A 14124-nucleotide genomic window follows, 5' to 3' on the forward strand; every position below is an offset into this window, starting at 1 on the left:
TAAGTAATATATATCCTTCTTAAATCCTATGCTAATTTCCCATTTTAAAGTAGCTCATTATATAACAGATTTCATCTGATAGGATATATACATCATATTTTTTATTTAATTCATTGCACCCCTTCTTCACAGCTCTATAAAGTTCTAGGTTAGCTCTTATATATTCCTCACTTCCTTGAAATTCTATTATAGAATCACCAGCTTTAAGCCTTTCAATCATACAACCTATATGAAGGGTTGTACCTATTAAAACTTCCCTGTCCATCTTTATATTTAGAGCATCTTCAATTTCATTTATAAATCTCCTAATATCCTTAAACGCCTCCGCCCCATCTATGGTTTTAAGCTGATTTTTTAAGGTATCTCCCATTTTAATATAGGTAGTTTCAATATCTATGAGCTGTTGAATTTCTTCTATAGCTTTTCCACTTATAATTTCATGAAGTCCAAAATGTTTTATTTGCTTATTTATGTCGAAGGAACTAACTATACAAAGGATATTTTTTTCCCGGGAAATAGCCTTAATCCTTGAATTAATATTGTCCTTTGATACTAAATTGAAAGGAATTAGTTCTAGTAGATTGCTGTCATATCTAAGATTCTTATCTAGTAATTCTTTGATAGCTCTTGCACTACCTTCACCAGTGGTACAAACAGTTATAATAGCCATTTTATCTTCAAAGGTGCTTAAATCCTGAATTAGTGAAATATCCTGTTCAATTAAACTATTAACATTTATGGTTTCCTTATAAATCTGGTCTAAAGAAGAGCCTAGCATAGCTTTTCTTGCTGCCTCTAAAACATGGAGAGTACTCACCAATGGAATGGTTTTTGTTTTAATTGAAAATTCTTTTTCTAGCTCCTCTCCAAAGGTTGTTAAAGATCCCATGTCTACCAAAATCATCATATCTGAAGTTATATTATTTTCCTTCACCATAGTCTTTAATCTTTGAAGCACTTGCTGAGGTTTCTCCTCCAGAGGAGCATTTATACCAATAACATGATTTATTCCTAGAAGCTTATTTGCCACCTCTGCCATGGAAGTTGCAGTACCATTTCCATGAGCAATAACAACAACTTTTACTTCTTCCTCATACTTTATGCTATCTTTTTCATCATATACTAAAAACAATGCAATAAATCCTGCTTCATCAATAGGCATGGTGATATCAAGAGTTCTTTCTATTATGTTTAAGCATTCTAGTGCCACTGAAAACTCGTCACCATGGTCTGTTCTTATTTTATTTAGTTGAGGATTTATTATTCTTTTATTCCTTTTAACTCTTTCAATTGCATTTGCTATGTGAGCCGCCATACCAAAATAAATCTTTTGATTTAAAACTCTTTTAAATCTTTCTTCACAAAAGGTCATTATGTGCTGCACTACACTTGCAATCTCAGGAGCTATAATATTCTCTAGGCTCCATAAATCCGTTCTCTTACTTACATTATGAATATATTTAGCAAAATAATCCTCAATATCTCTTCCCATTTCCCTTTCAAATTCATTCCCCTTTATGCCCTTTGCCTTAAGTTCATGAACTCTCATGGAAATCATATCATATATGGTGTCTTCATTGTTATCTTCTTGAAAAAGAATTCCCTCATTATTATTATTGAAAATACAGTACCTTTTATTGAAACCTATGAGCTTGTTCCATATTTGCCTATGATCAGTTTCTCTGTATAAACCTTCTCTAATATAGATAGGAAGCTCTGAGCTATTTACTTTTATTTCACCTTTTTTCCCAGCAGCAAAATCTGCATAAGCTTTAGCACAAGCAAGTTGAATGTCTGTTTTAAGTTGTCCTATATTGTTTGTACAGTCATAACTTAAAAAAGCCCTCATAGAATTTACGGAGACTTTTATTTCTTTCTCCAGTCTAGTGGACTCCTCCTTGAAGAAACCACTAATAAGGTTAAACCTCTCCTCCACACTTCTTTCCCCTAAGGCTGGTATTTTAATCACCATGGGAATTCTTCTAGTAAAGGTCCTTAGAAGAGTTGACTCAGGATTTTCTGTAGTTGCACATATAATGAGCACCGTTGCTCTTCTTTCTTGTTCCGTTTCCCCAAGCCTTCTATATATTCCCTTATCCATAAAGGTAAAGAATATTTCCTGTCCCTCTGGTGGTAGCCTATGAACCTCATCAAGAAATAACACTCCTCCATTAGCCTTTTCAATAAGCCCTTGCTTATCTGAATCTGCCCCTGTATAAGCACCCTTTTTAGTTCCAAAAAGCTGACTAATTAAAAGCTGAGGGTTATTAGCGTAGTCAGCACAGTTAAAGATAACAAAGGGGGCATTATTTTGAAGTTTTTTTGTCTCTACAGCATATTTATGTATAAGAGATGCAAACATGGACTTTCCAACTCCAGTGTCTCCAAGGATTAAAATATTCATGCCCCTAGGAGGATAAAGCACCGCCGCCTTAGCCTGCTCCACTGCTGTAAAAAGACTCTCATTTAACTTTGAAAACTTATCAATGGTAAAAGAAAATCTTTCAGCAGACTGCTCTTTTAAAATACTAAATATCACAGGTCTTCCACTGCTTTTAGAAACCCTGCCCTCTTCACATAATTTATTTAAATCACTACTCACATTGGCTCTGCTTAAATCTAGATCCTCTGCAATTTCTATAGCCGTTGCCCCTTTTTCATATTCCTTAAGCTTTTCATAAATAGCATCAATTCTCTTCAAGTTCTCACCCCCATTTAGCTGATTTGACTATATTCATAATTTATTTTCTTAGTGTTTTATTATGCTATTACTCAGTAAGACTTTCTAAAAAGTCACTCTGTTGTTGAATAAATAAGTCATTTCTAATACTATGTCCAAGTATGTTTGCACGAAAAAAAATGACCTGAGCCATAAACCATAATTGCCTACCTATAGCAAGGAAAGCTATGGCTTCCTCGTCTTTTTCAGAAAGTCCTTTTACCTGCTTATACGATTTCAAGAATTCTTTCCATATAATTTGGGGCTGGCCCACTCTCTTCAGACTCCAATAATAAACTGCAAGATCATAAGCTATATAGCCAGGACTACATTCATCAAAATCAAATAGAGTAATTTTTTCATTATCATCTATATGGCAGTTACCACTAAATAGGTCAACATGGCAAACACCTTGCTCTAAGTCATTCTCTCTTCTAGCTAGTCTTGATTTTACTTTTTCTGAAACATACTTATATGGATATTAAAATCCACAAGTATCCAATAATCGGTAATTTTTTTCTCTAATAATATAGCTTCATAATAACTGTAAAGGTTACTTTAGCTATATTAAAAATATATTTTCCTTGTTTAAAATTAATTATCAAAATTAATCTTTGTACTTATAATTCTAATAAACCTATAGCCAAATGTCTAAGATATTTTACTGATTTTTAAAAATTTTTCAACAATATCTTCTGATTGTGACCATAAAATTAGATAAAGATTCTAAAATCGATACTATGTAACTAATGAAATTTTAAATAAAAGGAAAACTCCTTGAGGATTGAATAATAGAGTATTAAGATTAAAAGGGATTGTAATATATAACCTTGTGTTGATATGGACTTGTGATATAATTTAATTGGTATTTCAACTGAGCAATCTTATATATTAATAATTATCGAGGTGATTTTTTTGGAATGTATTGAAATTAGTCAGGAGAAAAAAGAAAAGTATCTTGAAATGGTGAAAGAATGCAGAGAAATGATAAATACAGAAAAGTATAGACATTGTACATGCCCTAAGACAAAGTGTGAATGGCATGGAAAATGTTTTGAATGTGTTCTTTTACATAGAGTAAATCAGGATCATATTCCGTGTTGTTTACAGCCAATGCTACGTAATAAAATCAAAGAACTTGCAAAAGTAGCTGAAATGATTACTGAGCCTAAACCCCTAACACCTGGAGAGTATTGGGATTATGTAAATGAAGTATGTCCTAATGAAAATGACAAATAAAGAAAAATAATATATAATTTGATATTAATTTATTCATAACTTTTTATCACTAAAATATAAAATTAAATAAACTTTCGAACACTAAAGATAAAATAGCTCCTTAGTATATCTTTGTATATGACATGTTGTTTGAATTAAGAGGAACATAAATATTTCATATGTTGATGATGTGTAACTCTTATGTAAAAACCACTTCTTGAAAGAAATAATTAATATACGTTAAAGTGACCTATCTATATGGTCTAGGAATATAGAAATAAGTAATATTAATAAACAGAAATAATTAGAAAAAATATGAAACTAACTATTTAATATAAGGAAGATACGATGATAACCCATTCAAGAAAAAACTTGGTATAACAGACGAAAGATTTAGGGAAATTTCAAAAGCTTTATTGAATATTTAAATAAACTAAATTACTATAGTCTTACTTAGTAAAGAAAAAATAAAAATCAAATAATTTACAAAACACCGTATTATTCAGATGAATTTTACGGTGTTTTTTCTAAATTTCAAAATTGAATTTGCGTTTTTTATAATTAAAGATAAAGGCTATTCTTATACTCTTATCTAGAGTGCCAAAGCTTCAGTAATTCTTTCTCTTTATAACTAGTTATTCCAGCCTTAAAACTATATCCTTTAGGTCTAGACTTAGCCCAATTTAAAGTATCTGCTATTGTTTCTTCTAAAGGTTTAAAGCTAAGGCCTTTCTTCAAAGCTTTAGTAATATCAACACCTAAAAAACCTGGAATTTTTAACTTATCTGGAATCCATAATGGCATTTCACTCCAGTATTGTACCTCCTTATCAAAGAGGAAGTTCTCCTGTACCCAAGTCAAGGTTGCATTGCTTTTACTAACTTCCTTACACTTTTCTAATAACTCTTCCATGGTAAGTTCACAATCTGGTCCTGTGGCATTATACTCTCCAACTATGGCTTCTTCGCTGGCTTTAACAATCCATTGTGCCAAATCTTCAACATTAATGAATTGGATTAAAGCATCCTTCCTTCCTGGACAAAATACTTCTCCCCCCTTTGAAATCCTATCTATCCAGTAGGTAAATCTATCAGTTGGGTCAAACTGTCCTACTATAAGTCCTGGTCTCACATTTAACACCTGTCCAGGCATTGCCTTCTTTGCAGCTTCTTCACATAAATGTTTTAAAGCTCCGTAATACTTCATTACAGATTCTCCACTCTCATCTAACCTTACTTCCTCTAGCTCTTCCTTTGTCATGGTCTCAATTTTGCTATCTTCGTTAATGTTGCGCTTTTCTAAGTCTGAATATACCGATATACTAGAAACAAAGGTATAATGCGTACAGGAGTCTGCTAAAATTCTTGCAGATTTTTCTACTTCCCAAGGCACATATCCACTGGTATCAATGACTCTATCCCACACTCGTCCCTTTAGAGTATCTAAGTTATTTGCCCTATCCCCTATTAAATGTTCCACTTTAGCATTAATATCTATTTTTTCTCTTCCTCTTGTAAAAATAGTTACCTGGTGTCCCTGATCTAAAGCTTTATTAACTATATGTCTTCCTAGAAACTTTGTTCCTCCAAGTATCAAATATTTCATAATATTCACCCCCGAATTTAGTAACCCTACTTTTAAAAATACTTCTATTAATCTATAATTACCGTATTCATCTAATTAAGCAAAGCTAAATAAACCTTAAATATCTTTAGTAATATTATAGCATAAGGTTACATGTGGTAAAATTAAGAAATTTATTCCCCATAGTTATCTATTATTTTCTGTGCTTCTTTGCATAAAAACTCCTTCATTTCCTCTGGTTCAATTACTTTAACCTGATTACCTAGTTGCATGAAAAACCTCCCTGTATATTCTAAGTCACTATAGTCTATTATTTCATCAATATAGCCACCCTCTCCATTAGGGTTCATCACAATACTATCGCCTAGATAGGGATTATTTCTGCATTCCCTTACCCCTAGGTCTGTTAAGGTCACATATAGCCTTATGGGTTTAATGATTTTATAGGAATCTATGCATTCTTTTAAGGAAATATCTAAGTCTTTATGCTGTGTATTAGTATCCTGTAAATCTAAGATTCTATCTACCCTAAAATGTCTTATATCCTCACAGCCAAAATCATAGGCTGGTACATACCAAAATCCGTGGTTGCTGTATATGCCGATTGGAACTATTCTATAGTTTTTGTTTCCGTTTTTTGAGGAATATTTTATATTTATAATTTGCTTTTCTAAGGAGCACTTTAATAACTCCTTTATGTAAGGAGCTTCAATTTCTCTTTTATGATTCCAAAAGATTAAGGAGGACTCCATTTTATCCACAATACTTTGAAGATCTTCTGGAAGCTTTGTGTAAAGTTTTCGTGACACTGAATTTATATCAATTTCAAAGGGAATGGTTTTATAGTGTTTAAGAGATTGAAAAGCAAAGAATATGGCAAGTGCTTCATCTTCATTAAAGTTAATTGGAGGAAGCATCCTCGTTGATAGTACTCTATAGCCTCCATCTTTTCCTTGCTCTGTATATAAATACACTCCCATATCTGATAGTTCTGTCAAATATCTATGGGCAGTTCTTACTGAAATATTAAATTCTTCAGCCACTTCTTTGGCAGTAAATCGCTTCTTTGTGTTTACATATTGTAATAATTCAAATAACTTTTGTGCCTTACTCATTATTAATTTTCAACCTTTCTTACTTAATCTTGTCAAGTTCTGTCATGTATCCATGATATTCTATACCTATTACTTTATCAAGGAGGAAATCATGGATAAAAGCAATATTATTATTTCTGGTGCACGGGAAAAAAACTTAAAAGCTATAGATGTTATCATACCCAAAAATCAAATTACCACTGTGGTAGGTGTGTCTGGGTCTGGAAAGTCCGCCTTAGTCTTTGATACCGTTGCAGCAGAATCTCAAAGACAATTAAATGAAACTTACTCAAGTTTTATAAGAAATAGATTGCCTCATTATGGTAAGCCAGAGGTGGATTCTATTAATAATCTCTCCGTATCTATTGTTATTAATCAAAAAAGACTTGGGGACAATGCTCGCTCTACAGTGGGAACTGTCACTGATATTTATAGTCTGCTAAGGCTATTGTTTTCAAGAATTGGCACTCCATTTGTGGGATACTCTGATGTTTTTTCCTTTAATAATCCTCAAGGAATGTGTGGAGAATGTGAGGGCCTTGGCATCGCACAAAGTTTTAGGATAGATCAGCTACTAGATATGAATAAATCCTTAAATGAAGGTGCAATTTTATTCCCTACTTTTTACCCTGGAGGCTTTCGTTGGAAACGCTATGTTCATACTGGATTATTTGATAATGATAAAAAGCTTAGGGATTACACTAAAGAGGAGCTAGATACTTTGCTTTATAAATCTGGCTTTAAACCCAAAAACCCAACAAAGGATTGGCCTCCTACCTCCTTTTATGAAGGTGTAATTCCACGTATTAAAAAAGCATTTCTAACTAAAAGCTGCAGAGATGCAAAGCTATATAAAAATCATATAGCACGAGTAGTCTATGAGGATTTATGCCCTACCTGCTGTGGAAGTCGCCTAAATTCTAAAGTATTAAGCTGCAAAATAAATGGAAAAACCATTGCAGATTGTGTGAATATGACCATCTCAGATTTAATAGACTTTTTGAAAGAAATTAAGGTACCCAGTGTAAGTACAGTTATAGAGTCCCTACTTCAGCAACTGAGTTATGCAAAAGAAGTGGGCCTTGGATATCTATCCTTAAGTCGTGGAACTTCCACCTTATCTGGTGGTGAGTCCCAACGTATAAAAATGATACGTCAGCTTGGCAGTAGCTTAAATGGTCTAATTTATATTTTTGACGAACCAAGCATTGGCCTCCACCCTCATGATATTCTTAGAATTAATAGCTTACTAAAAAGGTTAAAGGAAAAAGGAAATACTATTTTAATTGTGGAGCATGACCCAGATATTATTAAAATCTCTGATTATCTCCTTGAAATGGGGCCTGGTTCTGGGATTCTAGGTGGAGAAATTATGTTTCAGGGAAGTCTAAGTGAGCTTTATCATAGCTCTACTTTGACGGCTAAATACCTAAATAGTTCTCATGAAATAAAAAAAATAATTAGGGAACCTAAGGGTTGGTTAGAAATAAAAAATGGTTCCTTGCATAACCTTCATAATGTTCAGGTGAAAATTCCAAAAGGAGTAATGATTGTGGTAACAGGAGTAGCTGGCTCAGGTAAAAGTACATTGTTTAATAAACTTCTTCCTGTATATTACCCACAGTGTATTTTAATTAATCAAAAGCCCATTACCACTAACAAGCGTTCTAATATAGCTACCTTTTCAGGTGTTTTAGATCATATTAGAGATTTATTAGGGGATGAAAATCAGGTTGATGCTTCCCTATTTAGCTTTAATTCAAAAGGTGCTTGCCCAAATTGTAAGGGTTTAGGAACTGTAGAACTTGATTTAGCCTTTATGGATGCTGTGACAGAGGTTTGCGAAATTTGTAATGGGAAAGGCTTTACGAAAACTGCACTGCAATACTTATATAGTGGGAAAAATATCAGTGATATTTTAAATTTAAGTGTAGTTGAAACCATAGAGTTATTTAGGAATCAATCTTTTGTTAGTAAGCTAAATAAGCTACAAGACGTGGGCCTTGGATACTTAAAGTTAGGGCAACCACTAACCACTTTATCAGGGGGAGAGCTCCAAAGGCTAAAACTTGCCCTTGAATTACAGGAGAAAAATCAAATTTATATACTAGATGAGCCAACCACTGGATTGCACCCTTCTGATATTGAAAAGCTATTACTAATATTTGAAAAGTTATTAAGCAATGGCAGCACCTTAATTGTTATTGAACATAATTTAGAAATCATGTGTCATGGAGATTGGATAATTGATATGGGACCAGAGGCAGGAGAACTTGGTGGAAACATAATATTCTCTGGAAAACCTGAAGACATAATTAGTTGCAAGAAATCAATTACGGGGAAGTATATAAAAGATTATATTAATGATTCTAAGTACAAGGTTTATAACTTCAATTATTAACTTACAACTTAAACCTCATAACCCCAAAATGATATAAACCGCTGAGATTGCTTCCCTATCTGCATAGCAGAGGATGGAAATTATGTTTTTACTCTTATTTCTACCAAGCTTCTCTTAGTTACTAGGTGCGATATATTCTAACTTTTATACTCTCGTTATATCTAAGACTAATTTTCATGAAATAATAATTAAGGGATATGTGAAAACCAAGTATATTAAACTTTGTTTTCACATATCCCTCTTTTAAAATCTCTATTTTAAATCTTATTGAGTTTTTCAGGCTTAATATTAAAATCTACACTCCTAAGATGGCAATAAAAACTACGGCTTGAAACAAGAATATATGAACATTGATTGTGTAGAAGAAATCTCTTGATAAAAGGTTACAGTTTTCTTTAAAATCACAAGATTCTTGCCCTCCGTGTGATCGAGATAATTTAAAAATATTCAATAGCAGAAAGCCTGCTAAGAAAAGAATTGCCATGTTTAAAGCATTTGAAATTTCACTCATAAGCTTAGTTCTCAATAAATTTTACTAGCTCTTCATTAAATTTATCCTTCTGATCATAAAACACTCCATGACCACTATAATTGAAAGGTAATAGTTTTGAATTTTTAATGATCTTGTTCTGTATTTCACCTAGTTCAAAAGGAACTACTTTATCATGGATTCCATGAATAATTAAAGTTGGAACATTTACTGCCTCTAAATCACAAAACAGCACTTCGTTTAACCAAGTATTGGCAATTGCTGCAGTTGACCATCCAGCTGCTTGTAAACCTAACTGGAAAAACCAATCTGAAAATGCTTCACTTATGAACTGATAAAAGAATATATCTCCAAAACCCCTAAGCATTTTAGGTCGATCCGTATATGTTCCTTCGATTAACTGTAGAACTGTATCCCTATCTAATCCGTAAGGAAAATTTGGACGCTTAATGAGACTAGGTGCAGCCGCAGAAACTAGAACAAGCTTTGATATTCCATACCCTTTATGTCTCCCCATATATCTTGCTGCTATGGCCCCTCCAGTTGAATGTCCTACAAGTGTAATATCACATAATCCAAGTGTATCAATTACACTTCTAACATCATCTGAAAGGGTATTGTAATCATATCCTGTCCACGGTTTATCTGAATTTCCAAACCCTCTTGTATCTATTCCTATACATCTATAACCTTGCTTAGGGAGCTTATCAAACTGATATTCAAATAATTTATGACTTCCAGGCCATCCATGTATAAACAAAATTGTCTTTTTTCCTTCTGGATTCAAATCTTCCACATATATTTTTACATTCGTAGAACATTTTACATAATAACCCATTATGAACCTCCAATAGTTATTAGCTATACCACTATAATATTCACTTTGTAAAAGAGTGTGTATGCTAAAACTATTATCACAAAGACTTATTAAGTTTTTCTGGCTTAATGTTAAAAGCTACATTCCAAAGTATTAAATTAGCTATAACACTTACACCTAAAAGTATATAAAAACCATAATCCATTTTACCTATAAAATAGTGCACTCCCCATAAGGCTCCAATACCAAACATTAGGATAAAGGTTATACCCACATTAGAGTCCTTGGAAGCATCGAAGGGTTGTGAAAATGGTAAGGCTTTTTCCATGACCATGAAGCATATTAAGGTATAAATCATCATAATTAAAAATACCACCACTAAATCCCCAGTTATTCTCACTCCAAAGATACCTATAAAAACTACTGCTTGAAACAAAAATATAGGAAGAAACAACTTAGCTATAACTGCCTTTATAGTGGCTCTAAACACAGGTTTATAATTACTTATCGGCATAATCTTGTAAATCCAAGCTCCCTTATAGGTTCCTGAGCTTTTAATCATCATCATCACAGAAGATAACATCATTCCAGTAAAGTATATGAAAAAGTAGGACTTCCCCTTAGAAATCTCAGCGAAGGAAGACATAGATAACCTTTGAAAGATAAATATAAAAGGAAAAATTATAGCAAAGCCTAAGGATGGATATACCTTAAGTTTAAATTCCCTTTCATTTTTCATCATATCTGAAGCAAACCTAAAAAATATTCTTTCCTCCTTACTTCTGCATAACACTGTTGAAAGCATCCCTCCTGGTTTTCTTTTAACTTTTTTCCTCTTCCCAGAGTTATTAGTCATCTTTTGGAGATTTTCTTCAAACATATCCATGGATTTAATATAAAACGCCATTGCCAAAATAGGAATCACAATAGCCATCACAGTAAGTATGATATAAACTACATTTACCTCTGATTTTTTCATCATCTCAAAGGGTGCCGAAAACCATACAGGAGGTAACAAATATTGCCACCACTTTGGCGTAAACTGAATATTCATTTCTGCTACCTGAAATAATCTACCTACTAACTGATAAGCCACGGCAATTACTAAGCTTAAAATAATTTGAAAATAGTTGATTACATCTTTAAGCTTTTCTCCATCAAAGAATCTTAAAATTAAAAGATATAAAAAGGAAGTAAGAACTATTATAAACATATCTAAAAATATTGTTGCTACAACAAACATTAGTGAAAATACTATGCCCTGCTTTAAAAAACTAGCTATAAGCCCTGGTAAAATTAAGGCTGTAGTTATATAAAACATATATAAAGATACGTGTATCGTCTTTGCAAAGTTCAAAGTCCTTGAATCTACAGGCTTTGTACCTATTATATTTTTATCCTTCACATCTAAAAGCACTGTTGAAAAATCAGAAATTAAAGAGGACATGATAAAAAACATAACCACTGAAAATACGATGCTCATCTGAAATAAATAACTGCTATCCATGAGAATGAAAGGAATTAATATAATTCCCATTAAAACATATACCCATAGAGATTTTAGAAATTTATTACTGTTTTCTTTTTCATTTTTCTTATTATCATTAGCAGAAAAAACTGTTGGTACTCTTCTTCCATCCATTAAGAGTTTAATTTGAAGTATTTTTCTCATTACTTCATAATCGACTCCCAGTTTTCGGAAAAAAAACTTGAACTTATCTAAAAACTTTAAAAACTTAAAATCCTTCATAAGTCTACACCTCTTCAACCACAGAGACAAACTCCTCTGCAATAGTTTCATACTGGTTAAACCCTGTAAGCTGGTTGAAAATTTGTTCTAGTGATCCCTCTTTATTATTTTCCTTAAGCTCCTTAAAGCTACCATCAGCAACAACTTCTCCATTATTTAAAAGAATTATCCTATTGCTTATTTTCTCCACCACATCCATGATGTGAGAAGAATAAAAAATAGTCTTTCCTTGCTTTGAAAGGTGGAAAAGAATTTCTTTAACTACCATTACACTATTAGCATCTAATCCACTAAGTGGTTCGTCTAAAAATAATATATCAGGATTATGAAGAAGACTGGAAATAATTAAAACCTTCTGCTTCATGCCCTTAGAATAAGAGCTAATTCGTGAGTTGTAAGAGTCCTTTATTCCTAAAAGTTCCATAAGCTTTTCAGCCTTTTCATCTGCCTTTTCAAAGGTTAACCCATAGAGTTCACCTATAAAAGTAAGATACTCTCTTGCTGTTAGGTTATCATAAATGTCTGCAATCTCAGGTACATATCCAATTTTTCTTTTGTATTCTAACTTATCTTTGGTTATATCCTGACCTAGTATCTTAACTTCTCCCTGGTACCCGTGAACAATGCCTAAGACTATTTTAATTGTGGTACTTTTCCCTGCTCCATTAGGACCAATGTACCCAATAATTTCTCCCTGATGTATTTCTAAATTTATTCCCTTTAAAACCCTTTTTTCCCCATAACTCATGGACAGATTCTTAATTTCTACCGTCACATCATTCCCCATATAAATTCCCCCCAATTGTTAAATTAATACTTATAATATACCATTTTCCATTTACTATATCAATTTTTAATCCCCATTAAATAATAAACAATTTTAAGAGCTAAGTTAAAATTGTAAATGGTTTTATATCATTAATTTAAACTTTTAAGGACCTAACAGAAGTTATTGACAAATACCTCTATGCTAATCAATGCTTTAACAGTTTTTTTCCTAGGTTAATATATTGGTTTCCTTTAAAAAGTTCTTTGCAATTGTAGATAAATCTCCTCCCGCAAGGGTTATCACTGCATTTTGTGTGAATAGAGCTTGATTATCAATAATTTTATATTTTAGGTTGTTTGCCATCACAAGCCCTTTAGAGGACATAGGAACAATTGCAATACCTAAACCTGCATTTGCCCATAGTAGAGAGGTTCTAGAATCATCATTAATGCACAGTATATCTGGATTTATTTCTTCCCTTTGAAAAGCTGTTAGCACTACATCTTTAAATCTGCGGTAAATAATGAGAGGCTTTTTTTCTAACTCCCTTATTGAAATAGTATTTTGTAGACTATCTAAGTCATAATCTGTATTATATGCGGCTATCATTGGTTCACTTTTCATGTAAATAGTATTAAGCCCTGTGCTTTCAAATGGTGTTCTTACAATTCCAATTTCGATAACACCCGACTTTAAAAGATTAATTATTTCTGGGGTTATCCCTTCATAAATCTCATATTTGATTTTTTCATATTTTTTATGGAACCTTAAAAAATACTTTTCTAACATATCAGCCTCTATAGCTGATATAATACCAATCTTAAGGGTTCCCTTTATTCCAATTTTAGTATCTTCTAACTCCTTTTTTATTGAATTCTTTAACTCAATGATATTATTTGCTTTATTAAAAAGGATTTCTCCCGCCTGAGTAAGTGTTATATTTCTTGCACCTCTATTAAATAACTTTATTCCTACTTCTTCTTCAAGGCCCTTTAGATGATTACTAAGTGCTGGCTGAGCTATATGTAACTTTTTGGCTGCTGCTGTAATGTTTCCTTCATTTACTAATGTTATAAAATATAAAAGTTGTTTTATTTCCATAAATTTTTCTCCTATATAAAAAAATATATACTTTCTATAATAAATCAATATTTTTATTATATGTAAATCCATGGTAAACTACAATAGGGCTATAGCTAAAGCATTCCATGGTGCTGCATTAGCATAATATTAATGGGATAAAACCACCATTAAGTGTTTTTTATGCCCTAATTTTTCTTTG

10 protein-coding genes and 1 pseudogene are annotated in these 14124 nt (G+C 32.3%); 2 read left to right on the forward strand and 9 right to left on the reverse strand.

The genetic code is table 11. The features are described 5' to 3' along the window. Positions 1-31 precede the first annotated feature (31 nt). The 3 genes and pseudogenes from B3040_RS00430 to B3040_RS19515 all read right to left on the reverse strand — a co-directional run. Positions 32-2701, reverse strand: a complete 2670-nt coding sequence (locus B3040_RS00430; RefSeq protein WP_291569298.1) for a sigma 54-interacting transcriptional regulator — start codon at positions 2699-2701, stop codon at positions 32-34. A gap of 67 nt (positions 2702-2768) precedes the next feature. Continuing rightward, complete coding sequence (locus tag B3040_RS00435) at positions 2769-2960, reverse strand: hypothetical protein (protein ID WP_291569299.1); 192 nt, start codon at positions 2958-2960, stop codon at positions 2769-2771. 36 nt (positions 2961-2996) lie between these two features. Beyond that, positions 2997-3161: pseudogene (locus B3040_RS19515) on the reverse strand (phosphotransferase); the annotation flags it as partial. 473 nt (positions 3162-3634) lie between these two features. On the opposite strand from B3040_RS19515, the gene B3040_RS00440 reads away from it, so the two are divergent. Further along, positions 3635-3958, forward strand: coding sequence for a hypothetical protein (locus B3040_RS00440; RefSeq protein ID WP_017414336.1), 324 nt, complete (start codon positions 3635-3637; stop codon positions 3956-3958). Positions 3959-4525: 567 nt separating this feature from the next. Here the strand turns inward: B3040_RS00440 and B3040_RS00450 are convergent. Next, the gene (locus B3040_RS00450) at positions 4526-5542 is read right to left on the reverse strand and encodes an NAD-dependent epimerase/dehydratase family protein (RefSeq protein WP_291569300.1); all 1017 of its coding nucleotides are present in this window, start codon (positions 5540-5542) and stop codon (positions 4526-4528) included. Positions 5543-5694: 152 nt separating this feature from the next. Further along, positions 5695-6636: a helix-turn-helix transcriptional regulator gene (locus B3040_RS00455; protein ID WP_291569301.1), complete on the reverse strand. Its 942-nt coding sequence runs from the start codon at positions 6634-6636 to the stop codon at positions 5695-5697. 91 nt (positions 6637-6727) lie between these two features. On the opposite strand from B3040_RS00455, the gene B3040_RS00460 reads away from it, so the two are divergent. Further along, a complete protein-coding gene (locus tag B3040_RS00460) occupies positions 6728-9016 on the forward strand; it encodes an excinuclease ABC subunit UvrA (protein WP_291569302.1) in 2289 nt (762 codons plus the stop codon). Positions 9017-9531: 515 nt separating this feature from the next. On the opposite strand, the gene B3040_RS00465 is transcribed toward B3040_RS00460, so the two are convergent. From B3040_RS00465 to B3040_RS00480, 4 genes are all read right to left on the reverse strand, one after another. After that, positions 9532-10344 (reverse strand): alpha/beta fold hydrolase, encoded by an 813-nt coding sequence (locus tag B3040_RS00465; protein ID WP_291569303.1) that lies wholly within the window; start codon positions 10342-10344, stop codon positions 9532-9534. A gap of 76 nt (positions 10345-10420) precedes the next feature. Then, positions 10421-12073, reverse strand: coding sequence for a hypothetical protein (locus tag B3040_RS00470; RefSeq protein ID WP_291569304.1), 1653 nt, complete (start codon positions 12071-12073; stop codon positions 10421-10423). Positions 12074-12077: 4 nt separating this feature from the next. After that, on the reverse strand, positions 12078-12860 hold the full coding sequence (locus B3040_RS00475; RefSeq protein WP_414632511.1) for an ABC transporter ATP-binding protein: 783 nt from the start codon (positions 12858-12860) through the stop codon (positions 12078-12080). 210 nt (positions 12861-13070) lie between these two features. Then, the gene (locus tag B3040_RS00480; protein ID WP_291569305.1) at positions 13071-13943 is read right to left on the reverse strand and encodes a LysR family transcriptional regulator; all 873 of its coding nucleotides are present in this window, start codon (positions 13941-13943) and stop codon (positions 13071-13073) included. Positions 13944-14124: the final 181 nt, after the last annotated feature.

Origin of the sequence: Clostridium sp. UBA4548 (genome assembly GCF_002387895.1) — a bacterium.
Lineage (GTDB): Bacteria > Bacillota > Clostridia > Clostridiales > Clostridiaceae > Clostridium_J.

What these genes read in the sequence shown, in the direction of transcription:
- B3040_RS00450 (WP_291569300.1), bottom strand. Translation starts at nt 5,542, where the DNA reads ATGAAATATTTGATACTTGGAGGAACAAAGTTTCTAGGAAGACATATA.
- B3040_RS00455 (WP_291569301.1), bottom strand. Translation starts at nt 6,636, where the DNA reads ATGAGTAAGGCACAAAAGTTATTTGAATTATTACAATATGTAAACACA.
- B3040_RS00460 (WP_291569302.1), top strand. Translation starts at nt 6,728, where the DNA reads ATGGATAAAAGCAATATTATTATTTCTGGTGCACGGGAAAAAAACTTA.
- B3040_RS00465 (WP_291569303.1), bottom strand. Translation starts at nt 10,344, where the DNA reads ATGGGTTATTATGTAAAATGTTCTACGAATGTAAAAATATATGTGGAA.
- B3040_RS00470 (WP_291569304.1), bottom strand. Translation starts at nt 12,073, where the DNA reads ATGAAGGATTTTAAGTTTTTAAAGTTTTTAGATAAGTTCAAGTTTTTT.
- B3040_RS00475 (WP_414632511.1), bottom strand. Translation starts at nt 12,860, where the DNA reads ATGGGGAATGATGTGACGGTAGAAATTAAGAATCTGTCCATGAGTTAT.
- B3040_RS00480 (WP_291569305.1), bottom strand. Translation starts at nt 13,943, where the DNA reads ATGGAAATAAAACAACTTTTATATTTTATAACATTAGTAAATGAAGGA.